The organism is Bradyrhizobium rifense, from assembly GCF_008123425.1.
GTDB classification, from domain to species: domain Bacteria; phylum Pseudomonadota; class Alphaproteobacteria; order Rhizobiales; family Xanthobacteraceae; genus Bradyrhizobium; species Bradyrhizobium rifense.
Map to the genome: position 1 here is coordinate 159,076 of NZ_VSSS01000013.1, position 23,547 is coordinate 182,622.

21 protein-coding genes are annotated in these 23,547 nt (G+C 63.5%); 17 read left to right on the forward strand and 4 right to left on the reverse strand.

Annotated features, from left to right (window positions below; translation table 11 throughout):
• The first annotated feature begins 39 nt into the window (after nucleotides 1-39).
• The gene (locus FXB40_RS06670) at nucleotides 40-960 is read left to right on the forward strand and encodes an amino acid ABC transporter substrate-binding protein (protein WP_148771407.1); all 921 of its coding nucleotides are present in this window, start codon (nucleotides 40-42) and stop codon (nucleotides 958-960) included.
• 10 nt (nucleotides 961-970) lie between these two features.
• Here FXB40_RS06670 and FXB40_RS06675 read toward each other — a convergent pair whose 3' ends face one another.
• Complete coding sequence (locus FXB40_RS06675; protein ID WP_148771408.1) at nucleotides 971-2,197, reverse strand: MFS transporter; 1,227 nt, start codon at nucleotides 2,195-2,197, stop codon at nucleotides 971-973.
• A gap of 90 nt (nucleotides 2,198-2,287) precedes the next feature.
• Here FXB40_RS06675 and FXB40_RS06680 point away from each other — a divergent pair, with 90 nt between their 5' ends.
• Genes FXB40_RS06680 through FXB40_RS06695 form a run of 4 tightly spaced genes read left to right on the forward strand, consistent with a single transcriptional unit; the run spans nucleotide 2,288 to nucleotide 5,878 of the window.
• Nucleotides 2,288-2,758 carry a MarR family winged helix-turn-helix transcriptional regulator gene (locus FXB40_RS06680; protein ID WP_187436700.1) on the forward strand — a complete coding sequence of 157 codons (471 nt, stop codon included), beginning with the start codon at nucleotides 2,288-2,290 and terminating at the stop codon, nucleotides 2,756-2,758.
• A 2-nt stretch (nucleotides 2,759-2,760) separates the two neighbouring features.
• Nucleotides 2,761-4,812: an FUSC family protein gene (locus FXB40_RS06685; RefSeq protein ID WP_148771410.1), complete on the forward strand. Its 2,052-nt coding sequence runs from the start codon at nucleotides 2,761-2,763 to the stop codon at nucleotides 4,810-4,812.
• The gene (locus FXB40_RS06690) at nucleotides 4,809-5,015 is read left to right on the forward strand and encodes a DUF1656 domain-containing protein (RefSeq protein ID WP_148749382.1); all 207 of its coding nucleotides are present in this window, start codon (nucleotides 4,809-4,811) and stop codon (nucleotides 5,013-5,015) included. The genes FXB40_RS06685 and FXB40_RS06690 overlap by 4 nt, the downstream gene beginning before the upstream one ends.
• Entirely contained in the window at nucleotides 5,012-5,878 is an 867-nt protein-coding gene (locus tag FXB40_RS06695) for an efflux RND transporter periplasmic adaptor subunit (protein WP_148771411.1), read from the forward strand. Before FXB40_RS06690 ends, FXB40_RS06695 begins: the two co-directional genes overlap by 4 nt.
• 666 nt (nucleotides 5,879-6,544) lie before the next feature.
• On the opposite strand, the gene FXB40_RS06700 is transcribed toward FXB40_RS06695, so the two are convergent.
• From FXB40_RS06700 to FXB40_RS06710, 3 genes are all read right to left on the reverse strand, one after another.
• A complete protein-coding gene (locus FXB40_RS06700) occupies nucleotides 6,545-7,756 on the reverse strand; it encodes an acyl-CoA dehydrogenase family protein (RefSeq protein ID WP_148771412.1) in 1,212 nt (403 codons plus the stop codon).
• Nucleotides 7,757-7,779: 23 nt separating this feature from the next.
• On the reverse strand, nucleotides 7,780-8,898 hold the full coding sequence (locus tag FXB40_RS06705; RefSeq protein WP_148771413.1) for a glycoside hydrolase family 172 protein: 1,119 nt from the start codon (nucleotides 8,896-8,898) through the stop codon (nucleotides 7,780-7,782).
• A gap of 93 nt (nucleotides 8,899-8,991) precedes the next feature.
• On the reverse strand, nucleotides 8,992-10,617 hold the full coding sequence (locus FXB40_RS06710) for a long-chain fatty acid--CoA ligase (protein WP_148771414.1): 1,626 nt from the start codon (nucleotides 10,615-10,617) through the stop codon (nucleotides 8,992-8,994).
• Nucleotides 10,618-10,807: 190 nt separating this feature from the next.
• On the opposite strand from FXB40_RS06710, the gene FXB40_RS06715 reads away from it, so the two are divergent.
• From FXB40_RS06715 to FXB40_RS06770, 12 genes are all read left to right on the forward strand, one after another.
• On the forward strand, nucleotides 10,808-12,640 hold the full coding sequence (locus tag FXB40_RS06715) for a flavin-containing monooxygenase (RefSeq protein WP_148771415.1): 1,833 nt from the start codon (nucleotides 10,808-10,810) through the stop codon (nucleotides 12,638-12,640).
• 5 nt (nucleotides 12,641-12,645) lie between these two features.
• Nucleotides 12,646-13,452, forward strand: coding sequence for a shikimate dehydrogenase family protein (locus FXB40_RS06720; RefSeq protein ID WP_148771516.1), 807 nt, complete (start codon nucleotides 12,646-12,648; stop codon nucleotides 13,450-13,452).
• 129 nt (nucleotides 13,453-13,581) lie between these two features.
• Nucleotides 13,582-14,400 carry a lytic murein transglycosylase gene (locus tag FXB40_RS06725; RefSeq protein WP_148771416.1) on the forward strand — a complete coding sequence of 273 codons (819 nt, stop codon included), beginning with the start codon at nucleotides 13,582-13,584 and terminating at the stop codon, nucleotides 14,398-14,400.
• A 111-nt stretch (nucleotides 14,401-14,511) separates the two neighbouring features.
• Nucleotides 14,512-14,733: a hypothetical protein gene (locus FXB40_RS06730; protein ID WP_148771417.1), complete on the forward strand. Its 222-nt coding sequence runs from the start codon at nucleotides 14,512-14,514 to the stop codon at nucleotides 14,731-14,733.
• 12 nt (nucleotides 14,734-14,745) lie between these two features.
• A complete protein-coding gene (locus FXB40_RS06735; protein ID WP_148771418.1) occupies nucleotides 14,746-15,168 on the forward strand; it encodes a hypothetical protein in 423 nt (140 codons plus the stop codon).
• Between the two features lie 393 nt (nucleotides 15,169-15,561).
• Complete coding sequence (locus FXB40_RS06740) at nucleotides 15,562-16,008, forward strand: MaoC family dehydratase (RefSeq protein WP_148771419.1); 447 nt, start codon at nucleotides 15,562-15,564, stop codon at nucleotides 16,006-16,008.
• An 85-nt stretch (nucleotides 16,009-16,093) separates the two neighbouring features.
• Nucleotides 16,094-16,591, forward strand: a complete 498-nt coding sequence (locus FXB40_RS06745) for a hypothetical protein (RefSeq protein ID WP_148771420.1) — start codon at nucleotides 16,094-16,096, stop codon at nucleotides 16,589-16,591.
• Between the two features lie 255 nt (nucleotides 16,592-16,846).
• Nucleotides 16,847-18,001: a helix-turn-helix transcriptional regulator gene (locus tag FXB40_RS06750; RefSeq protein ID WP_148771421.1), complete on the forward strand. Its 1,155-nt coding sequence runs from the start codon at nucleotides 16,847-16,849 to the stop codon at nucleotides 17,999-18,001.
• A gap of 231 nt (nucleotides 18,002-18,232) precedes the next feature.
• Nucleotides 18,233-19,207, forward strand: coding sequence for an AraC family transcriptional regulator (locus FXB40_RS06755; protein WP_148771422.1), 975 nt, complete (start codon nucleotides 18,233-18,235; stop codon nucleotides 19,205-19,207).
• Nucleotides 19,208-19,345: 138 nt separating this feature from the next.
• Nucleotides 19,346-19,822: a DUF3455 domain-containing protein gene (locus FXB40_RS06760; RefSeq protein WP_246207427.1), complete on the forward strand. Its 477-nt coding sequence runs from the start codon at nucleotides 19,346-19,348 to the stop codon at nucleotides 19,820-19,822.
• Nucleotides 19,823-19,824: 2 nt separating this feature from the next.
• Complete coding sequence (locus FXB40_RS06765; RefSeq protein WP_148771424.1) at nucleotides 19,825-20,073, forward strand: DUF6894 family protein; 249 nt, start codon at nucleotides 19,825-19,827, stop codon at nucleotides 20,071-20,073.
• Nucleotides 20,074-20,298: 225 nt separating this feature from the next.
• Nucleotides 20,299-23,514, forward strand: coding sequence for an autotransporter outer membrane beta-barrel domain-containing protein (locus tag FXB40_RS06770; protein ID WP_187436701.1), 3,216 nt, complete (start codon nucleotides 20,299-20,301; stop codon nucleotides 23,512-23,514).
• Nucleotides 23,515-23,547: the final 33 nt, after the last annotated feature.

A 23,547-nucleotide genomic window follows, 5' to 3' on the forward strand; every position in this document is an offset into this window, starting at 1 on the left:
GCCCGGCATTGAGGCGCAACCCGCTTTCAGGAGCCCCCGATGCGTTTACCCGCTGTTCTCTCGGCTGTTCTCTTGGCCGTCACTTGTCTTCCCGGCGCAGCGTCCGCCGAGGATCTGTCGGGCACGCTTCAGAAGGTCAAGGAGACCAGGAAGATCACGCTGGGCTATCAGGAAGCCTCCGTGCCCTTCAGCTATCTCGACGGCAACCAGAAGCCGGTCGGATTCGCCATGGATATCTGCCTCAAGATCGTCGACGCCGTGAAGAAGCAGCTGGGCATGCCCGACATCGCCGTCGACTATGTCGCCGTGACCTCGTCGAACCGCATTCCGTTGATGGTGAACGGCACGCTCGACCTGCATTGCTCGGCGACCACCAACAATGCCGACCGCCAGAAGCAGGTCGCCTTCACCAACACTCACTTCCTCAGCGCGACGCGATTTGCCGCCAAGAAGGCCGCCAAGATCAACACCATCGACGATCTCAAGGGCAAGGCCGTGACGGCCGTGGCAGGCTCGGTCAATTTGAACCAGCTCGCCAAGGTCAATACCGAGCGCAATCTCGGCATCAGAATCATGCCGGCCGTGGATCAGGCCGAGGCGTTCCTGCTGCTTGAGACCGACCGCGCGCAGGCCTATGCGCTCGACGACGTTCAGCTTGCGGTCGCCATTGCGCGTTCGAAGGAGCCGGCCCTGTTCATGATCAGCGAAGAGACGTTTGCGAAGGCCGAGCCCTTCGGGATCATGCTGCGGCGGGAGGACGCGCCGTTCAAGGCGCTGGCCGATCGCGCCACCGCCGAGCTCTATGCAAGCCCCGAGATCGAGGTGCACTACAAGAAATGGCTGGAATCGCCGACGCCGCCGAACGGGATCAATTACAACGTTCCAATGTCGCAGGCCTTGCGGGCCGCCTTCAAGTCGCCGAGCTCGAGCGCCGATCCGGACGTGTATCTGGTGAAGTGAGGCGAGGGCGCTAGCGCGCACGCGGCGTGTCGAGCAATTGGCCCGCCAGTGCTGCGCCGATTGCCGCAATCGCGGCCATGATGAGCGCCCAGACCACGAACAAGCGGTGGCCGATCAGCGCGCCGCTCAGCAGCGGCGCACTGATATTCGCGCCCGACATCAGCGACTGGTTGAGGCCCATGATCATGCCCTGGCGGTTGATCGCGGTCGACCGCGACAGCTCCGCCGTCAGCGTGCTGCGGGCAAACATGGTGCCGACAATGATCAGCGTCAGATAGAGCGCGAGCAGGCTGATGTTGCTGCCGGCTGAGAGCCCGACAAATCCGAGGCCCATGCAGGCAAATGCCGCCATGACGATGCTGCGGTCTGAGGCGACGAGGTTTGCGCGGGTGATCAGGAGTCCCTGGACCACCATGTTGATGAAGCCGGCATAGGCGAACATCCAGCCGAGCTCTCGCGCGCCGAAGGGATGCCCATCCCATGAGAACCGCGCCGACAGCAACAGACCGATCTGCGACAGGAACATCGAGTTGACGAAGAAGAACACGATGAGCAGCCCGAGCAGCCGCCAGGCGTAGCGCATGCCGAAAAGACTGCGCACCAGCGTCGGCTCGGGCACACGATGCTGGTAGAGCGGCTCGGACGCAGGATGATCGGGCGGAAGCAGGGCGATCGTTGCGAGAATGCTGATGAGCGACAGCGCGGCCGCGGCCCAGACCGGTGCGGTCTGGCCGTAATGCACGAGGAAACTCGACAACGCAGGTCCCAGCAACAGCCCGGTTCCAATTGCGCCGCTGGTCATGCCGAGCGCCTGCTTGCGCGTCTCTGGCGCGCTGTGCTCGGCGGCATAGGCATGCGCGACCGAGATGTTGCCGGAGGTCAGCCCGTCGATGATGCGTGCCAGGAACACCAGCGTCAGATTGCCGGCCAGCGCGAGCAGGACGAATCCGATCAGGGTTCCGACCTGGCTGACGACCAGCACTTTGCGCCGTCCGTAGCGGTCGGAGAGGATGCCGACCACGGGACCGGCGATGAGCTGGCAAACGGCATAGACCGAGATCAAGGCACCGATCAGGAACGGCGTGGCGCCGAGCCGCTGCGAATAGAACGGCAGCAGCGGCAGGATGATGCCCATCCCCGTGGCATCCACGGCCACGACGACGAAGGTCGGGACGAGCGTCAACGTGCTGTCGCCCGCCATCGCCTCCTGTGCCTCTGTCGTGGAACCGGGGCCCATATTGCGTTGCCTCGCTCGCTTTTTCGTGATCAATCGAGCTATGCAGGATATATAGTTGTAGCCTAATAGTTTGTGTCCTATCTAATTTGCATGGCACCCTCGCAAGCTCATATCCACGGCGAAATCGGCCGGCTCATCACGCGCCTGGCCCGCATCTGGCGGCGCGAGTCGGATCAGGCGCTGTCCGATCATGGCCTGTCCTTTGCCACCGCGATCCCGCTGCTGGTGCTGTCGCGGCAGGGCGAGAACCTCCGCCAGGGCGTGCTTGCCGACGAGCTCGGCATCGAGGGGCCGTCGCTGGTGCGGCTGATCGACCTGCTCCAGGCCGAGGGCCTGGTGGAGCGCCGCGAGGACCCGACCGACCGGCGTGCCAAAACGCTCCACCTGACGAAAGCGGGTGAAGCTAAGCTCGAGGAGACCAATCGGATCTTGCGGCGCGTACGGGCGAGCCTGCTGAAGGATATCGCGCCAGAGGAACTTGCGATAACTTTCGAGACGCTCCAGCGCATCGAGCGGCGGGCCAGCCTGCTTGAGGCAAAGGCGTTTCCAGAGGCGAAATAGTCATGCGCGCGGAAGAGCCGTTTCTGGTCCGCCATGCGGATCTCATTTTCGCTTTGAAGACGTTTGTCGCGTCGATGCTGGCGCTGGTCATTGCGCTCGCGATGGACCTGCCGCGGCCCTACTGGGCGATGGCGACCGTCTACATCACCTCGCAGCCGCTCGCCGGCGCGACCAGCTCGAAGGCCTTCTTCCGCGTCATGGGCACGCTGGTCGGCGCGACCATGACAGTGGCGCTGGTGCCGAACCTGATCAATGCGCCCGAACTGTTGTGCCTCGCCATCGCGCTTTGGGTCGGGTTCTGCTTGTATCTCTCGCTGCTCGACGGCACGCCGCGCAGCTACGTCTTCATGTTGGCCGGATACACCGTCGCGCTGATCGGCTTTCCCTCGGTGTCCGAGCCCGGTGCGATCTTCGACACCGCGGTGGCCAGGCTCGAGGAAATCTCGCTCGGCATCATCTGCGCCAGCCTGGTCTCCACCATCGTGTTTCCGCGCAGTGTCGCGCCGGCCGTGGCCCGCCGCGTCGACAGCTGGCTGTCGGATGCGCGCCGTCTCAGCAATGTCGTGCTGCTGCGCGACGGCACCAACGACACCCGCCGCGGCAAGCGCCTCAAGCTCGCGACCGATATCGTCGAAATCGACACGCTGTCCACCCATCTTGCCTATGACCAACTGACCGATCGCAATGCGGTGACCGGCCTCGGCGAAATCCGGATGCGCATGCTGATGCTACTGCCGGTGATCGCCTCGCTCGAGGATCGGCTGGCTGCGCTAGGGGAGGAGGCTCTGCGGCGGCAACCCGAGCTGAAGCAGATTCTGGAGGATCTTGCGCAATGGATCGTCAGCGACGTCGGCGCACGGCAACCGGCCGAGCGGATTCGCGCCATGATCGCGGAGCGGCAGGCGGTGCTCGATGACAGCGCGTCCTGGGAGCGGATCATCATCACGAGCCTGCTGTCGCGGCTGCGTGAGCTCGTCGATCTCTCGCGCGATTGCCGCGTGCTGACCGAGGCCATTGCCGAGAACCGGAACGTCTCGACGCTCGATCTGGCCTTCCATTCCGAGGCCGGTGCCGCGCCCGTGCGACACCGGGACCGCTGGCTCGCGCTGTGGTCGGCGGCCGGTGCGGCCGTGGCGATCCTGATATGCTGCGCGTTCTGGATCGGCACGGGCTGGCCCGATGGCGCCTCGGCGCCGATGATGGCGGCGGTGGCCTGCTCGTTCTTTGCAGCCCAGGACGAGCCCGCGCGCTTCATTCGCAGCTTCGGCCTGTGGTCGCTGGTCGCTATCGTGGTGGTTGCGATCTATCTGTTCGCGCTGGTGCCTGCGATCTCCCATATCGAGGTTCTGGTCGTCGCACTGGCGCCGACCTTCCTGCTCTATGGCTTCCTGATCGCGCGGCCGGCAACGGCGGGCACAGGCATGGCGCTCGCGGCCAACACCGCAACCTTGCTCGCCCTCCAATCGACCTACATCGCAGATTTCGCGTCCTACGCCAATTCCGCCGTCGCCTTCTTCATCGGCGTCCTGATCGCCGAGATTGTGACGCGGATCGCGCGCGGGGTGGGCGCGGAGTGGATCGCCAATCGCCTGGTGCTGTCGAGCTGGATCACCATCGCGGTCGCCGCCGAACGGCGGGGCAAGCGCGATCGTGCGGGGTTCGCCGGCCTCATGCTGCACCGTCTCGGGCTTCTGGTGCAACGCATCGCCTTCCTGTCGGAGAGCGACCGGCGTGACGCCGACAGCCTCGTGCAGCTCCGCATCGGGATCAACATCATCGATTTGCGCCGCGCGCGCTATGGGCTTGCGGCGACGACCATCTCGGTGATCGACGACATGCTCGACCAGCTTGCCATTGCCTGCCGCAGCTATGCGGGCGGGGGCATGCCGCGCGAACTCCTGACCAGTGTCGATCGGGCATTGGGCCAGGCGGTGAAAGATCCCAATGACAGCGCGCGCGAGGATGCCCTGATCGGCCTCGTCGGCATCCGCCGCGGCCTGTTCCCGGACGCGCCGGCCTATCGGCCGCGCGCAGATGCGAGTGTGGCGGCATGAGGTATGTGATCGACATCTATGGCGTGCTCGTGCCGGCGCTCCTGCTCTGGATCATCGTCGCCTATGTGCTGAGCGCGCTCCTGCGCCGGCTGATGCAGCGCTTCGACCTCTACCGGCTGGTTTGGCACCGCGCACTGTTCGATTTCGCGATTTTCGTCTGCCTTCTCGGCGGCGTCGTCTATCTCTCGGAGTATCTCTCATGAAAGGAAACTTTGCCTGGCTTGGCCGGCTCGCGGTCACGGTCATCGTGGTCGTCGCGGCACTCGGCGTGGGCCGCGAATTGTGGGTCTACTACATGGAGTCGCCCTGGACGCGTGACGGCCGTGTGCGCGCCGACGTGGTGCAGGTCGCGCCGGATGTCTCCGGCTTCGTCACCGACGTGCTGGTCAAAGACAATCAGAAAGTCCATCGTGGCGATGTGCTGTTCAAGATCGACCGCGAACGGTTCGCGCTGGCGCTGCGGCAGGCTGACGCGTCGGTGGCGGGTCATCAGGCCACGCTGGATCAAGCCAATGCCGATCTGAAGCGCTACAGCACGCTGACAACCGATGCCGTCTCGCAACAGAAGCAGGAGCAGGTGCTCGCGACCCAGCTCCAGGCCAAGGCAGCCTTCGATGCGGCGGTTGCCGACCGCGCGGTCGCCCAGCTCAATCTCGATCGCAGCGAGGTCCGGGCTTCCGTGAACGGCGTGATCACCAACATGGATCTGCGGCCCGGCGCTTACGTCACCGCCGGGAAAGGCGTGATGGCGCTGGTCGACAGCGACACGCTGCATGTGGAAGGCTATTTCGAAGAGACGAAACTCGCGCGCATCCGCACCGGCGACAAGGTGAAGGTCCGCCTGATGGGCGAGAAGGTCACGCTGACCGGCCGTGTCGAGAGCATCGCCGCCGGCATCGAGGACCGCGACCGCGCCGAGGGTGCGAGCCTGCTCGCCAACGTCAACCCTACCTTCAGCTGGGTGCGGCTCGCCCAGCGCGTGCCCGTGCGCATCGCGCTGGATCCGGTGCCCGACGGAATGTCGCTGGTCGCAGGGCGTTCGGCGACGGTCGAGGTATTGGATTAACGCTAGTGCCGATGGAGTCGCGTTTGGGTTGGGGAAAAACCGGCAGCAAGCGTGTCAAAGCCAAATGGCGGAGCTAATCCTGACTCGCGTGTGTGAGTCGGGGAGCTGCATTGGGCATTTGGTTTTTAGTCCTCGCGGCCTGCGTGGTTGGCGCGTTGCTCCTTTTGGCATTCTGTCGATAGGACCGACAGCGGATACACTTGTTGCTGCGAAGCATCAGCGAGCCGCTGAAATAGCGGTTCCAGTCGGATGGTTTTTGACTGTGCAAGCATGAGCCCGTTCACTCCCGGTGTTGGAGGCGGACGTGAGTTGGTTGCTTGTATTTCTCATCGCCGCGAGCGCAATGGTGTTGATCGCTCACGTGATTGACGCGATGCGCTCCTGATACTCTTTGAGACTCGTTTTCGTCGGTAATCAGGTAAGCCGCGAAAATGTTCCGCAGCCGGCGAGCGTCCATTTGAGGAACTTGGCGGTGCAAGTCGAGGTTGTCGCTGCAAGAGGAGCACGATCATGCTTATGTTTTACCTGCCGATGATAATCTTCAACGCGATGCTCGAAGCCACGAAGCAGAAGAACGAGCCGGTTTCCATCGATGAGCCGCCAAGCTCCGACTAGACCCGATCCCAATCCGTTAGCTTCGATGCCTCCTGACGGGCCAGCGCCTCCTCAGGCATTCGAATATTTCTTCAGCTCGAACCGCGCGATCTGGTTTCTGTGCACCTCGTCCGGCCCATCGGCGAGGCGCAGCAGGCGTGCGGTGGCGTAGGCCTGCGTCAAACCAAAATCGTTCGAGGTGCCACCGCCACCATGGGCCTGGATGGCCCAGTCGATGATCTGGCAGGCCATGTTGGGCACGGCGACCTTGATCATCGCGATCTCGGCCTTCGCGACCTTGTTGCCGACGGTGTCCATCGCGTAGGCGGCATTCAGCGTCAGCAGGCGGGCCTGCTCGATCATGATGCGGGATTCGGCGATGCGCTCCTGCGTCACCGTCTGCTCCGAGACCGGCTTGCCGAAGGCGACGCGGCTGCGAACGCGCCGGCACATCTTTTCCAGCGTGCGTTCGGCGAGCCCGATCAGCCGCATGCAATGGTGGATGCGGCCGGGGCCGAGGCGGCCCTGCGCGATCTCGAAACCGCGGCCTTCGCCGAGCAGCATGTTCTCCTTCGGCACCCGCACATTGGTGAAGATCACCTCCGAGGCGCGGTCGGGCACGCCGTAGAAGCCGAACACGGGCAGGGGCCGTTTCACCTCGACGCCCGGCGTGTCCATCGGCACCAGGATCATGGATTGTTGCTTGTGACGGTCGGCATGATCGGGATCGGTCTTGCCCATGAAGATGCAGATCTTGCAGCGCGGGTCGGTCGCGTTGGTGGTGTACCATTTGCGCCCGTTGATGATGTAATGGTCGCCGTCGCGCACGATCGAGCTTTCGATGTTGGTCGCGTCGGATGAGGCGACCGCAGGCTCGGTCATGGCGAAGCAGGAACGGATTTCGCCTGCGAGCAGCGGCTTCAGCCAGCGTTCCTTGTCCTCTTTCGAGCCGTAGCGCTCCAGCACTTCCATGTTGCCGGTGTCCGGCGCCGAGCAGTTGAACACTTCCGGCGCTAAGTGCGAGCGGCCCATGACCTCGCAGAGCGGGGCATATTCGAGATTGGTCAGGCCCGCGCCATCGCTCGATTCCGGCAGGAACAGATTCCACAGGCCCTCGGCGCGTGCGAGCGGTTTCAGCTCCTCGACGACGGGATAGACTTTCCACGGCCCAAGCTCTTCCGCCTCGCGATAAAATCGCTCCTCGTTCGGGTAGATGTGCCGGTCCATAAAACTCTCGAGCTTGCGCTTGAGCTCGACGACTTTTGGCGACATCGGGTAGAGCATTCTGGACCTCCTCAGGCGTCGGGCTAGTCGATCTCGAGATATTCCGGGTCGGCCAGTTTGGGGAACGGCGCGGCCGGCAGCGTCTGGTACCAGAACGCCACGGAAGCGATGTCGTCCTGCAGCGGGAGATATTTTGCCTCCTTGAGGCCCGTTCGCCAGCCCAGCGCCTGGATGGTGACGCGAAGGTCGCTCTGGAAGCGGATGGGATCGGGGATGTGCCAGCGGTACATGCCGAAGCGCTGCTGCGATTTGTAGACGCCGTCGGGACGGATAACCTGCGGCAGGCCGGCATAGGGCGTGGTGAATTCCTGATAGCGCGATTGCTGTACGGCGCCGCGGCCGGAATGAGCCACATAAGGATCGAAATTATACGCGCCGCAGAAATAATCCTCGGTGCCGGTGCCGCAGATGGTGGGGAATTCGCCGTCGCCGTCGATGAAGAACTTGATCTCGCCTTCGCCCCACCAGCCGTTGTTGTTGACGCCCCAGGCCATGTAGGTGCCGATATATTGGCCGCGGCCGCTGACGCCGTCGAGGATGGTGTAGACGTCCTTGCAGGGCAGCGGATTGGTGCGACGGAATTGCGCGTGGAAATAGGCGCAGTCCTCGGGCACCTCGGTCAAGGTGTAGTTGATCTGGTAGTAGACGGTCAGCGCTTCCTCGCTGCGGTTCTCCATGGTGAAGCGGGCGCGCGTGCGGAATGGCATTTCCCAGTAGCAGTTGAAGGCGCGGCCCGGATTGACGCAGACGGCGAGCGACGACACCTGCGCAAACTCCTCCCATCCGCAGGCGAAGAAGTCGCCGGCCGGGCATTCCACGCTCGGGTGCTCCTGGCCGTCCCAGTAGACCCGCAGGATCGAATGGCGCAGGCGGCCGCGCGCCAGCGTCATCCAGATCTGCTGGATGGCGCCCTGGCCTTCGATGTCGGCGAGTGTGAACGTCGCACCGGGCTCGATCACGACAAAGGGCGAAACCTTCCAGCCTTGCCCGAGGTCACGGGCCTGGGGCGCCGCGGGCCCGTCGACGGACATGCCGCCCTTGCCCTTTTCGCCGGTGAAATTCTCGGGGCTGATCGAACGCGTCTGCGCGTTCGACAGGCGGGACAGATTGCCGAGATGCAGGCCCAATCCGGAAAACGCCATGATGTCCTCGATGAGGGGGGTAGCGATGCCTCGGATATATCGCCGGCGAATCTACCAAATGATGAAGATGATCGCGCAATGAGAGGGCCGAGACTACCCGACGCGATACCCTCTGAACTTCTCGCGCAGGGCCGATTTGAGCACCTTGCCGGTGCCGGTCATCGGGAATTCGTCGAGGAATTCGACCGCATCCGGCATCCACCACCTCGCGATTCTGGGACGCATGTGGTCGAGCAGGGTCTTGCCGTCGACGGTCGCACCCTTTTTGCGGACGACCAGGAGCAGCGGGCGCTCCTGCCATTTGTCGTGCGCAATGGCGACCACGGCGGCCTGCAGTACGTCGGGATGGGACAGGGCGATGTCCTCGAGCTGGATCGAGGAGATCCATTCGCCGCCCGACTTGATCACGTCCTTGGAGCGGTCAGTCAGCGTCACATGGCCGTGTTGGTCGATCACGGCCATGTCGCCGGTGATCAGCCAGCCGTCGGGATCGAGGCCTTCGTCGAGCTTCATGTAGCCGGAGGCGACCCAGGGGCCGCGAGCGCGCAGATGGCCGACGGTCTTGCCGTCGCGCGGCAGCTCGCTGCCGCCGTCATCGACGATGCGCAGGGTCGTGCCGAAGCAGGCGCGGCCCGAGACCTGGCGGCGGTCGAAGATCTCGTTTTCGCTGAGATGCTCCGAGCCGGGCCGCAATCCCGGCATCGAGCAGCCCAGCGCCTCGGTCATGCCCCAAGCCTGAACATAGTCGATGTTGTAGTCGCGCTTGAGCTTTTCGATCATCGCGCGCGGGGGCGCCGAGCCCGACGACAGTGTTGCGCGCAGGGTCGAGAATGTGTTGCCGGTACGGCCCAGCCAGTCGAGCAGGATCAGCCAGAAGCTCGGAACGCCTGCCGACACCGTCACCTTCTCGCCTTCGAGCAGCTCGTAGAGCTTGTCTGGCTCATAGTTGCGGCCGGGCAGCACGAGCTTCGAGCCGGTGTAAGGGGCGGTGAACGGCATGTTCCAGCCATTGCCGTGGAACAGCGGCGCCATCGGCATCATCACCTCGCGCACGCCTTCCATATGCCCGGGCAGGAAGTCGAGGCCGGAGCAGACCATGGTCTGAAGCAGGGCGGCGCGGTGCGAATAGATCACGCCCTTGGGATTGCCCGTCGTGCCCGAGGTGTAGCAGATGGTGGATGCGGACTTCTCGTCGAACTCCGGCCAGGCGAAGCCGGCATCGCTCTCCATTGCCAAGAGCTCTTCGTAGCAATGCACGTTCGCAAGCCTCGTCTCGGGCATGCGTTCGCGCGACGACATGATCACGTAGGCTTCGACCGTCTTCAGCTGCGGCGCGATCGCCTCGACGATTGGCAGCGTGGCGCGGTCGACGAACAGCAGTCGGTCTTCGGCGTGGTTGATGATGTAGACGAGTTGTTCGGGGAACAGTCGCGGATTGACGGTATGCAGCACATAGCCCATGCCGGGCGCCGCGTAGAACATCTCGAAATGACGATGCGTATTCCAGGCCAGCGTGCCGACGCGATCGCCTTGCTTCATGCCGAGCCGCTTGAGCGCCAGCGCCATGCGCTTGATGCGCGGATGAGCCTCGGCATAGGTGGTGCGATGGATGTCGCCTTCGATCTCGCGCGCGACGATCTCCGCCTCGCCGTGATAGTCGGCAGCATACTGGATCAAGCCACTGATCAGCAGCGGCATGTCCATCATCAATCCCTGCATCGTCCCCTCCGAAAAGCCAAGTCGCCTAAAATCATGTCGTTGCATGACGCGTTTGCGCTCGGTTTCAAGGTAGCGGAACGCCGCGCGGCGTACACGCAAAAAGCGGCGGACGTGATTGCGTGCGTCACTTTTTCAGGGCTAACTGGCGCGAGATGCAGGCCGAAGCAGCGGGCCGCCGTGGAGGAGATCGATGTCAGCGGAAAGACACAAGACCGGTGCAGCCGGCGCGCCTAGCATCGATATTCAGGCCTTGCGTGCGCGCTATCGTGACGAGCGTGACCTGCGTCTGCGCTCCGAGGGCAAGGCGCAGTATGTCGAGGCGACGGGCGGCTTTGCCCGCTATCTCGACGATCCCTGGGCCGATGCCGGATTTGCGCGCGAGCCCGTCAGCGAAGAGACCGAGGTCGTCATCGTTGGCGGCGGCTTCGGCGGCCTGCTGTGTGGTGCGCGTCTGCGCGCGGCCGGCATCACGGATTTCCGCATCGTGGAAAAGGCCGCCGATTTCGGCGGCACCTGGTACTGGAATCGCTATCCCGGTGCGGCGTGCGATACCGAGAGCTACATCTATCTGCCGCTGCTGGAAGAGACCGGCTACATGCCGGTGCGCAAATATGCGCGCGCGCCGGAGATCTACGAACACTCGCGCCGCATCGGCCGTCACTTCGGTCTTTACGAGCGCGCGCTGTTTCAGACCGTCATCTCGCGCGTGGCGTGGCAGGAGAGCGAGGGACGCTGGCTGGTCGAGACCGACCGCGGCGATCGCATCCGCGCGCGCTTTGTGATCCTGGCCGGAGGTCCGTTGAGCCGGCCGAAACTGCCGGGCATTCCCGGCATCGAAAGCTTTGAGGGACACAGCTTCCATACCAGCCGCTGGGACTATTCCTACACCGGCGGCACTGCGGAGGGTTGTCTTAGCGGTCTTGCCGACAAGCGCGTCGGCATCATCGGCACCGGCGCCACCGCCGTGCAATGCGTGCCGCATCTCGGCCGTTCGGCAAAGGAGCTCTACGTGTTCCAGCGCACGCCATCGGCGATCGGCGTGCGCGACGACCGGCCCACGGACCATGCCTGGGCGGAGAACCTGAAGCCCGGCTGGCAGCGCGAGCGCATGGACAATTTCACCGCGGTGATTTCGGGCGAGCCGTTCGAGCAGGATCTGGTGCAGGACGGCTGGACCGGCCTGCTCGGCGAAATTTTGCTGGCACCGCGTCGTCAGCCACAACCGGTGACCTCGATGGAAGAGGCGCTAAAGGTGATCGAGCAGGCCGACTATCGCAAGATGGAGGAGATCCGGGCCCGCGTCGACGCCGTGGTCAAGGACGACGCGACCGCAGCGGCGCTCAAACCCTGGTACAAGGCGTTCTGCAAGCGGCCGTGCTTTCACGACGAATATCTCGACACCTTCAATCGCCCCAACGTGCATCTCGTCGATACCGGGGGCAGGGGCGTCGGGCGCATCACGGAGAATGCGGTCGTCGTCGACGGCAAGGCCTACGATCTCGACTGCCTGATCTATGCCAGCGGCTTCGAGGTCGGCACCGACTATGCGCGCCGCATGGGGTTTGAGGTCTATGGCCGCGACGGCGTCAGCCTGTCAGAGCGCTGGCGCGATGGCGTCAAGACGATGCACGGCTTCTACAGCCGCGGCTTTCCGAACTGCTTCATGATCGTGACGGTGCAGGCCGGCCAGAGCGCCAATTTTCCGCACATCATCGACGAGCAATCGCAGCACATTGCCTATGTCATCGATCAGGCGCGCAAGCGCGGTGCCAGGACATTGGAGCCGACGCTTGCGGCCGAGAATGCCTGGGTCGACGAAGTCGTCAAGGCCGCGGTCGGCCGCCAGACCTATCTCGCCGAATGTACGCCCGGCTACTACAACAATGAAGGCGTGTTCGATCCGATCGCGGCGCGCAACAGCCAATACTGGCGCGGGCCGATGGCGTTCCTCCGGCTGCTCGCCAAATGGCGGAAGGAGGGCAATCTGGACGGATTGGAATTGACATCCGAGGTTCCGGCTTGAACGACATGATCCCGGCGCCATCAGGTGCGACGCGGCTCTACGTCATCGTCGGCGATCCCATCGCCCAGGTGCGTTCGCCTGCGGGGATATCGGCCGAGTTCGTAGCCCGTGGCCATGACGGCATGCTCGTTCCGGTTCAGGTTGCGACCGCCGATCTGCCGGATTTTCTCTCGGTGGCGAGCCGGTTGAAGAACCTCGACGGCATCGTCGTGACCATCCCGCACAAATTCACCTGCTATCAGGCCTGCGCCAGCGCGACGGAACGTGCGCACTTCCTGCGCACCGTGAACCTGATGCGCCGGCGGGCCGATGGTTCGTGGCGCGGTGACATGGTGGACGGCCTCGGTTTCCTCGGCGCCGCGCGGGCGAAGGGGATCGATCCCCGCGGCATGCGGGCGCTGCTGGTCGGCGCGGGTGGTGCCGGCTCGGCCATCGCGCTGGCATTGGTCGAGGCCGGCGTCAGGGAGCTCGCCGTTCACGACAGCGAGACGGAGCGCCGCGACGCGCTGATCGGGCGGCTCAACGGGCTCGGCAAAGCGCCCGTGCGGGCAGGCACGATCGATCCCTCGGGCTTCGACTTCGTCGCCAATGCCACGCCCGCCGGGATGAAGGACGGCGACCCGCTGCCGGTCGATGTCACGCGGTTGGCGCCGTCGGCCTATTGCGGCTGCGTCATCACCAAGCCGGAAGTTTCGCCCTTTATCGCGGAAGCCCGCAAGCTCGGCTGCGTTACCGCGACCGGCACCGACATGTACTGGCAGCACCAAGGCATCATGGTGGATTTCCTGCTCGGGACCGATGGCGGACGCTAAGCGTTTGATTCATGTCAAGCGCATTTGCCTGCATTGATAGCATCGGTCGGGGCTTGAGCGCGCGCGGGTGACGTAGGATTATGCGCCCACGCGAGCCGGTCGCGCAAAATCGAGGGAAGGGGCCACGGAATGACCAAGGGCAGGACCGTTGCGACGGCGATGATCGGCGCGACCGCGCTGCTGTTGTCCCTGATGCCCGCCGCCCATGCCGCGCAATGCGGCAACGGACCCGGCGGTTACGAGGCCTGGAAGCGTGAATTCAGCGCGGAGGCTCAGGGCAAGGGCATCGGTCAGACCGCGATCTCGGCGCTGATGCAGACCAATTATGCCAGCGCGACCATCGGCGCCGATCGCAGCCAGCACAGTTTTTCACTGTCGCTTGACCAGTTCCTGGCCAAGCGCGGCGCCACCACCATCGTCGCGCGCGGCCGGTCGCTGAAGCAGTCGCAGGCGGCGATATTCGCCTCGATCGAGCAGCGCTACGGCGTGCCCCCGGGACCGTTGATCGCGATCTGGGGCATGGAAACCGGTTTCGGCAGCCAGCGCGGCAACCAGAACATGCTCTCGTCGATCGCGACGCTGGCCTATGACTGCCGCCGCCCCGAATTCTTCACCGAGCAGCTCTATGCGGCGCTGAAGCTGGTCGATCGCGGTACGCTGTCGGGGTCCACCCGCGGCTCCATGCATGGCGAGGTCGGCCAGACCCAGTTCATGCCCAAGAACATTCTGGCCTATGGCACCGGCAATCTCGACGTTGCCGCCAACGCGTTGAGCTCGACGGCGAACTTCCTGAAAGCCAATGGCTGGCGTGCGGGAGCCGGCTACCAGCCGGGCGAGCCGAATTTCGCCGCCATCCAGGCCTGGAATGCGGCAGGCGTCTACCAGAAGGCCATCGCGCTGATGGGCCGGCAGATCGACGGGGGTGGCGGGGCGGCGGCGGCGCGCTGAGGTGCTCCGCAAGGCGTGACCTGTTTGTCAGAGAAAGTTGTTGCTTTCAGGAACCGACGGCACGAGGTTTGCTTAGATCAAGTTTGGGGCTGGGCATGAGGAGAACTCAACATGGCTACCCAGATCGTGATGGATCAGACGGGCGATACACGCCACGAGTTTGATCCCGAAAATGCCGAAGCGTTGGCGCGGGCCGAACAACGCTTTCGGGAATTGACCGGCGTGGGCTTTACCGCCGCGTACCGGACCGGGCCCGGCGAAGTCACGCGTATCAAATCGTTCGACCCGACCGCGCGGGAAACGCTGTTCTATCCCCGCCTGGTCGGCGGTTGATCTGAACGGCCCATGATCGCGGTCTTCAGGCTTCGCGCGCCCGCGCGAGCGCGTCTGCACGCGCTCCGCGAGCTCTACCGGCGCTTCTTCGGCGAGAACACGCCCGAGGCGCGCGGTCGGCGGCTGTTGTCCGAATGGCTGTCCGAAGAGCAGCGCGCACAATTCGAGCAGCACCGGCATTTTGACGTCATCGGTTGCGACAGCGGCAAGCGCTATCGCATTCACTATGGCACCGCCGCCAACGTCCACGAGGTCGACGACGCCGGTAATGCAACGATGGGGTGGTGCTTCGTCCCCTCGGGCTTCCTCGTGCCGGGCGACGTGATGCTCGCGCAGAAGATCGCGCTCGAGACGGACGAGAAGGGCGCGCTTGCGCTCGCCAACCGGTTTCCACCGGCAACGCATTCCGAGCATTTTTACCGGCGGCCGTTCTAGCCGGCGCGTACGCCGGGGCTGCCGCTCAGAAGTGCGTGGTGCGATAGGCATCCACCGCATGCGCCGCGAAGACGCCGATGGCGCAAAGGGCAAGCACGGCTGAGATCAGCTCGATCATTGCTCGTCCTCCCCAAGCGGCTGGGCGACGAGATGCTGGCAACAGGCATATTCGCTGATCAGGTCGAGGAAGAATTGCATGACGCACGTCCCTGTATGATTTTGACAACCACATAACCGGCCATCTGTTTCAGGCGTGTTTCGTCGATTTGGGAAAGGGGTTTCGCGGGGAACCGCGGGCTGGTCTGCGAGCGGGCAAACCGCTACATCCCGCTACCGATCCACCGTTTTGGCCGCGTGTATCGCGCGCGTCGCGTCACATTTCGAGGCAAAATCATGGCACAGGTCGCCTGGTTCGACGATCTCACCGTCGGCATGCGTTTCAAATCCCCCGAGGTCGAGGTCACCGAGGCCGACATCAAGCGGTTTGCCGCCGAGTTCGACCCGCAGCCGATGCATCTCGACCACGAGGCTGCCAAGGCGACCCTGTTCAACGGCCTGGCTGCGTCGGGATGGCACACCGCGGCGATCGCCATGAACCTCGCGATCCAGACCCGCCCCTTCGGCCCGCATCCGCTGATCGGCGCCGGCGTCGACGGGCTGCGCTGGACCATTCCGGTGCGGCCGAATGACCGCCTGCATCTGGTCGGCGAGGTCATGGGCCTGACGCCGTCGAAGTCGAAGCCGCAAGGCATCGCGCTGGTGAAATGGACGATGTTCAACCAGAATGGCGAGGAGGTTTACACCTTCACCCCGATCGCGATTGTGCCGCGGCGCGCGTAGGGCGGCTGGGTCGAGCCGGCTGAAGCCCTTGCGGCTTGCGGAGGGAGGTGGTCAGCTTGAGCCGGGGAAAACGCTGGAGGCTGACATGAAACGATTTCTTCTTGCCGCGGCGCTGCTGGCCGGCGCCTCGAGTGCCGGGCCTGCGGTCGCGCAACAGTCCAAGGTCGGTGACTGGACCATCGAGAAGCGCACCCAGGACACCCACTGCAACGCCAGCCGCGGGTACAAGGACAAGGACGACGAGAACCGCGACTACGTCATCGTCATCACCTATTCCGACAAGGCCATCGTGATCGTGATGATCTATGACGGCTGGGAGTGGGACAAGGTCGGCGAGATCCTGAAAGCCGACGTCGGCACCGACGATGCCGACATCATGTCAAAGGCGAAGTGGGAGGTCATGGACAAGACCACCGTGCGCGGCATCTTCGAGTACGATCAGTCGATGATGGACCGCCTGTCGAAGGCCAAGCGTCTCACGCTCGATTTCGAGGATGATGACGACGACAGCATCGAGATGCAGATCCCGCGCGCCGGCGAGGCGCTCGCTGCGCTGAAGTTCTGCGAGGAGAACCGGAAATAAGATGCCGCGCCTCACGGGCGCGGTTGATTAGGCAGTCAGCGAGCGGGCGCGTGATGCACGGCACACAGCCCGCTCGCTGTTCGCATTTATCCTAGTCTTTGGCGAAAACGTCCAAGCCGCACCCTGCGGTTGACGTTACGCAAGGACGATGTTCGAGATTCCAGCATTTTTCTGTGACGTTTTCTCGTCGTCGACCACGACGATCGGCCGGTTTGTCCGCGTCGTCGGCGTTATCCAAGCCGCATCGCCCGGCCGATGACGATCCTCGAGGCGAACAGGTTCTCCTCGCTCGTCGGCGAGATCTACGATGCGGCGGTCGATCCCGCGCAGCGAAGCGCTGCCCTGGAACAGGTCGCGGGTTTCGTCGGCGGCTCGGCCGTGACCATTCTCTCGCGGGACGCAGCCAGGCTCTCGATCGAAATCCACCAGCACTATGGAACGGAGTCCCGCTTCCGCGAGCTCTACCGGGATCGATATGTCGAACTCGATCCACTGCTTGATCGCCACCTCGATCTGCCCGTTGAACAGACCATCGGTGTGGCCGACGTCATGCCCTATTCGGACTTCGTGGCCACGAGCTTCTATCGCGAGTGGGTGGAACCGCAGGGCGCCGTCGACCTCGCGACCGTCACGCTCGAGCGATCGAATGTGCGCACGACGATTCTGCAGGTCATGCGCGGCCGGTCACGCGGAACCGTCGACGACGCGATGCGCGAACGCATGCGGTTGCTCGCGCCGCACATCCAGCGCTCGCGCATCATGGGTCGGCAGATCAGGGCGCGCTCCCACACCGTCGCCGACCTCGCGGAGGTCCTCGACGCGCTGAGCACGGCAATCTGCCTGTTCGATGCGGACGGACGGGTCGTTCATGCCAACGCGGCGTGTCGGCAAATGCTCGCCGACGGCGATCTGCTCGCGATCGTCGGCGATCGCATCGTGGTCCGCAACACCCAGGCCGACAAAATATTCCGCAGCCTCTTCGATGCCGTCGCCGACGGCGGAACCAGTTCGGCCGACCGCCGCAGAATCGAACTGATGACGTCGGCCGACGGCCAGCACTATCTGGCCCACGCGTTTTCGTTGACGCCCCAACGGAGCCTGCAACGCGACGCTGCAGCGAGCGTGCTGTTCCTGCAAAAAGCCTCGATGGTGCCTCAGCTTGCAACGGACGCGATCGCTGCAGCATTCAGGCTGACGCCGTCGGAAATGCGCGTGCTGACGGCCATCGTCGCGCTCGGTGGAGTTCCCGATATCGCGGCAAAGCTCGGAATTGCCGAGACGACGGTGAAGACACATCTCGGTCGCCTGTTCGAGAAGACCGGCGCCGGCAGGCAGGCCGACCTCGTCAAGATCGCGGCGGGCTTTGCCGCTCCGTTCGTACAGGCGACCGGCCCGGACGACGTCGTGTGATCCAATTCACATCGCGGACCGCGTAGCTGCGCAATCTCAATCCATTGTGATGAACGAGGCGGGGGCGTCCTCCGAACGTATGACGCGTATCATTTGATACTTTCGTATGGAGCGTCTCCTGAAATGAGAAGGGCAATATGCGCCACCAAGATAATGCGCGATCGCACCGGATACGGGTGCGAGGACGCAACAGCGCGTGGCCTAGCCTGCTCGTCGGTGGGAGAGATTGCAATGAACGCCAATGATGATTTTTCTATTCTCAATGTTTCAACAACCGACATTCCCGAGGGCGAACGTGTCCCGATGCTGCGGGAATTCTATCGCTGCGGAGTGGTGAAGGCGGAGATCGACGCAAAGGAAGGGAAGCCGTTCGAGGCGCGCTTCACCTCTCATGCCCTGCCGGAAGCGCAACTGATGATTGGAACGTTGTTTGGAGCCAGACTCATTCGCACGAAGCAACTGATTGTTGATGGCGACGACAGCCTTGCCCTGATCGTGAATCGATCGGGAACGATCGGGATATCTGCGCGAGGACGTGATTTGCTGCTTCAGCCGGGAGACGCGGCGTTGACGAGTGCTGAAGACGTCATGACACTCGAGCGATTGTCGCCTGGAGATTGTCTCTCTTTGCGCGTACCGAGGCGGGTCCTGGCGCCGATGATCGTGGATGTCGATGATGCGGTGATGCAGCTCTCGCCAGAGGGCGCCGCTGGAGTCGGGTTGCTCGTCGACTACGCCGCTGCCCTGGTCAGAGAAGAGGCTCTGGCGATACCCGCGCTCCGTCGGCTTGCCGTACGACATCTGCATGACCTGCTGGCGCTCGTTCTCGATCCGGCCGATGAAGCTCTGGAGATCGCAGGACGGCGAGGTGTCAAGGCAGCCCGGCTACGAAAAGCAAAAGTCCTCATCGCCAACAATTGCTGGCGGCAGGACCTGTCGGTTACGACCGTTGCGCAGGAACTCGGCGTCACGCCACGGTACCTCCAGCGCCTGTTCGAGACCGACGGCAAGACGTTTTCCTCGTTCCTGATCGAGCAGCGCCTGAAACGCGCCCATCGCATGTTGCGGGAACCGGAATTCGCCGAGCGTCCGGTCTCCTCGATCGCCTACGACGTCGGCTTCGGCGATCTCTCCTATTTCAACCGCTCTTTCCGGCGGGCCTATGGCGCCACGCCGAGCGACGTCAGGAGCGGCACGGCAGAGTGATCGCATCCCGACGAATTTGAGCGTGCGATCGATTTCGATCCCGAGCAGGGAATTTTTCACGTGATCCTTGATCGTGAAGTCATGACTGTTGCCAATTTGTTGAGCCGAAGTGCCGTTGTCGCGAGCGTGCTCTCAGGAGTGTCGGCTTTGGCGGGGACGCCCGACGAGATCAGGGTTCCCGGGGAGATTCCCGGCACGGTGCTCCATGCCGAAGGCGCGCAGATCTACGAATGTCGACCCGATACCGCACATCAACTGGTCTGGCAGGCGCGCGAGCCGACGGCCACGCTGATGGACGGCGATAAATCCGTCGGCCGCCACTATGCCGCGTTGCATTGGGAAGCCGTCGATGCCGGCACGCTGATGTGGGAGCACAAGGACGGCAGCTCCGTGAAGGCGAAGATTGTCGCCAAGGCGGCGGGCCGGAACGCCGACGATCTGCCGTGGCTCAAATTTGGTGTGATCACGCAGAGCGGCGACGGCCTGTTCTATGGCGTCAGCCACGTGCAGCGCATCAACACGCTAGGTGGCGTGATCCGTGGCGCGTGCCAGCAGGCGGGCGCGTTTCGCAGCGTGCCGTATTCGGCCGACTACGTGTTCTGGCGCGTGGAGTAGGAATGCGCCGTTTCTTCTTCGACCTCCTGGTCGGCAATGTCGTCAAGATCGATCCGGGCGGCATGGTGTTCGAGCATGCGAGGGCGACGTTCGTGGTTGCCGATGAGATGGCGAGGCATCTGTTCGTCTGGCGGGATGATCTGCGCGATCGCGATGCCTGGATCCGCGTCAGGGACGATGGTGGGCGCGAGATCTATCGCACCGCAGTCTGGGCGGAGAATGCCGAGAGGGCAGGCTGGGACCAGGCGTGAGCCTGCGGGCAGTGTCGCTACTCTGCACCACTAGCGGATGAATGGGCATCAGTTCGCTCTGAGCCGAGACCCGGTCGCGTCTGTCCAAGTCGGATGATGCCCATCCTTCTACCTTAGCGATCAGCGATTCACAGTTCGCTGCGCTGGCCTCCTTCGATCGGAGGAGGCCGGTCGCAATAGGTCTGCACGCCCATTTGGCGGAAAGGCCTCGCTTGGGGAATGAAAATGAAACGAAGACTTCTCGCAACCGTCAGCCGACGCTTGTTGCGGGTTCCGGCATTCGCACTTCTGCTGGCGCCGTTGCTGGTGATCGACCGGGCCGAGGCGGCCTGCACGCCGGTAGCGCCGGTGAACAACGCAGCCATTGTCTGCTCGGGAAACGTCGACACGCAGCAAGGCGGGGTTACGGGATACGGGACCTTCAACGATAACAACAACACCTACAAGGTCGAAGCGGGGGCGAACGTTCACGGAAACTTCTTCGGCATTGAGACCGGCTCCGGTGGCGTCGTGGCCAATTTCGGCACAATTGACGGGCCCGACGCGGCCGGCCTCAGGGCCGGCAACGTGACGGTCTCCAACGCCAGCGGAGCCACGATCTCGGGCTTCAATGGCATTACGGCATCGACGCTCAATCTCGACAATGCCGGAACGATCGCAAGCGGTCTGCAAGGTCACGGCATTGACGCGAACACGGTCACCGTGAGCAATTCTGGTGCGATCACGGGCGTTGGTGCGGACTCCGTTGGAATCAACGCAACCACGGTGAACGTGACTGCGAATACCGGAACGATCGTCGGCGTCGGTTTTGGCGTTTCTGCGACGGCCGATGCGACGATTAGCAATGACAATCTCATTAACGCCTCCGGCGCAAATGGCGTCGCTGTCGGCGCCTCCGGCACTGCGTCAATCGAGAATCGCGGGATGATCTCCGCATTGGGTACCGGCGGCATTGCGGTTAGTGCCGGAACGGCCAACATCACCGTCAATACTTCCGACATCATGGGTGCGAGAATCGGAGTAGACGCCCAGACGAATGCAGCGATCAGCAACGGCTCGGGCTTGATATCGGCGAGCGCCGCAACTGGTGTAGCCGTTCGCGCCGTGAACACCGCTACCATCTTCAACGGGGGAGAGATCAGCGCGAACGCTGCGGGTGGGATCGGCATCGAAGCCGGCACGATTGTCCTGTCCGGAAATTCAGGCACGATCTCCGGTGGAAGGAGTGCGATTATCGGCAACGCCGTGACAATCAACAACGGAGGCAGTATCATATCGACTGGCGCCAATGGTTTGGCCGTCAATGCTTTAACTGTCAGCATCTCCAACGCTGGCGAGATTATTGCGGCTGCTGCGGGGAGCGTTGCTGTTCTCGCGAACGACGTGACGATCACTGCGAACAGCGGGAAAATATCTGGCGAGTTCGGTGCGATCCAAGCGAATGTCGGCGCAGCAACCGTGAACAACAGTGCCGGCGGGTTGATTGAGGCGACCAACGTCTTTGCCACGGCCGTCGATGTTGCCACCACTGCGACCGTCAGCAATGCCGGCACGATCAGAGGAGGAAGCGTCGCTGGAACGGCGATCAACGCCGCCACTGCGAACGTCGTGAATGCTGCAGGCGGCCTCATTTCTGGTGGTCAGTTCGGTATCAGCGCAAACATTGTCAACGTTGCGAATGCCGGTACGATTGAGTCGACGGGGGCCGGCTTTGCGGTCTTTGCCGAGACTGCGAGCATCAGCAACTCGGGAACTCTCCGCTCGGCAACCGACGATGCGGTTCACGCGACGATTGCCATGGTCGTCAATAATTCCGGCACGATCGTCGGTGCTTCAACCGCGGCAGGCATTCGGTCCGACGGGCAGGCCGACGTCGTCAACTCCGGCTCGATCACGGCGAAAACTGCAGTCTTCGCGAGTGGTGCGCTTGATCTTACCAATCTGATGGGCGGGACTATCTCCGGCGCGATCGAGGGCATCTTTGTCCAGGGGGCTGCTGCGATTATCAATGCCGGCAGCATTTCCGGCGGCCCGTTTGGCATCTCGGCGTCGTCGATGACCATTGTCAGCAACACTGGTTCCATCACTGGTAATGTCGGCATCCGGTCAGGCGGCGCAGCGAATATCACGAACGCGGGCACGATCACCGGCACCGGGGGCACTGCGATCAAGTTGACCAACGCGGCCGATACGCTGACGCTTTTGCCGGGCTCGAAGATCAATGGCGTGGTGGATTTCGGCTTCGGCAATGACATCGTCAACGTCAATCTGGCGCCGAGCAGCAAAGTGTCGTCCTTGACGACTGTCGAGTTGCCGACCTTCATCCACTTCGACGGCACGATCAACACCATCACATCGGGCGGAAGTTTCAATGGCCCGTCGGTGATATCGGGCACCACACTCGCAACCCTCGACCCCACTGCGCTCGCCCAGACCGACCGCACGCTGATGGACTTTACCAGCGGCGTGTCCTCGCTGGTGCAGGGCCGGCTGAGCGGCAGCGGCGCGGGCGGCAGCAACATGATGGCGATGGCGTATGCGCCGGAGACGGCACCGGCCGGACCTTTCACCAAGGTGCCGAAAAGCCTGTGGACCGATCCGGCGCCGATCACCATCTGGACCAACAGCTTTGGCGGGCAGCGCATCCAGGATGAGACCGCGGCGACCCTGCGCGCGACCTCGACGGCCTGGGGCGGCGCCATCGGCATCGACCGCAAGGTGCAGCCGAACTGGCTGGTCGGCGCCTTTCTCGGCGGCGGGCAAGGCGGCCTTTCGGTTGCGCTGAATTCGCAGTCGGTCGACACCAATTACGTGTTCGCCGGCGCCTACAGCCGGTTCGAGTGGGTGTCGCAGTTCTTCGATTTCACCATCCAGGGCGGCAATGCCGACAATAAATCGCGGCGGCTGGTGCTCAACAATGCGGCCGTCGGCGGCATGGAGACAGCGACGGCCAGCTACAGCGGCTGGTACATCAGCCCCGAGCTCGCCTATGGCTACAAGCTCGACATCGGCAATGGCTACCTTCTGACGCCGACGGCGCGGCTGCGCTACGTCGCGGGCCGGTTCGATGGCTACAGCGAGACCGGCTCCGCGCAAGGGCTGTCGGTCGGCAGCCGCACGCTCCAGGATTTCGAGGAACGCGGCGAGGTCGATCTCTCCCGGGTGACGCGCTTCGACAATGGCGAGCTCAAGGCCAACATCCATGGCGGTGTGATCGCGCTCCAGCGCGTGGGCGACACCGGCGTCAACACGGTGCTGCTCGGACAGGCCCTGTCCTTCGTGACGCCGGGCAGTCGCAGCACGGTTGGCGCCGTCGCGGGCTTCGGCCTCGATTATCGCACCAGCCGCAATCTGTCCGTGTTCGGCGCCGTGGAGGGCATGGTGATGTCCGACCAGAGCCGCACCGGCACCGCGAAAGGGGGCCTCCGCGTCGCGTTCTGAGCCGGCATTAGCCCCGGCGGCTTGAACGCGGCG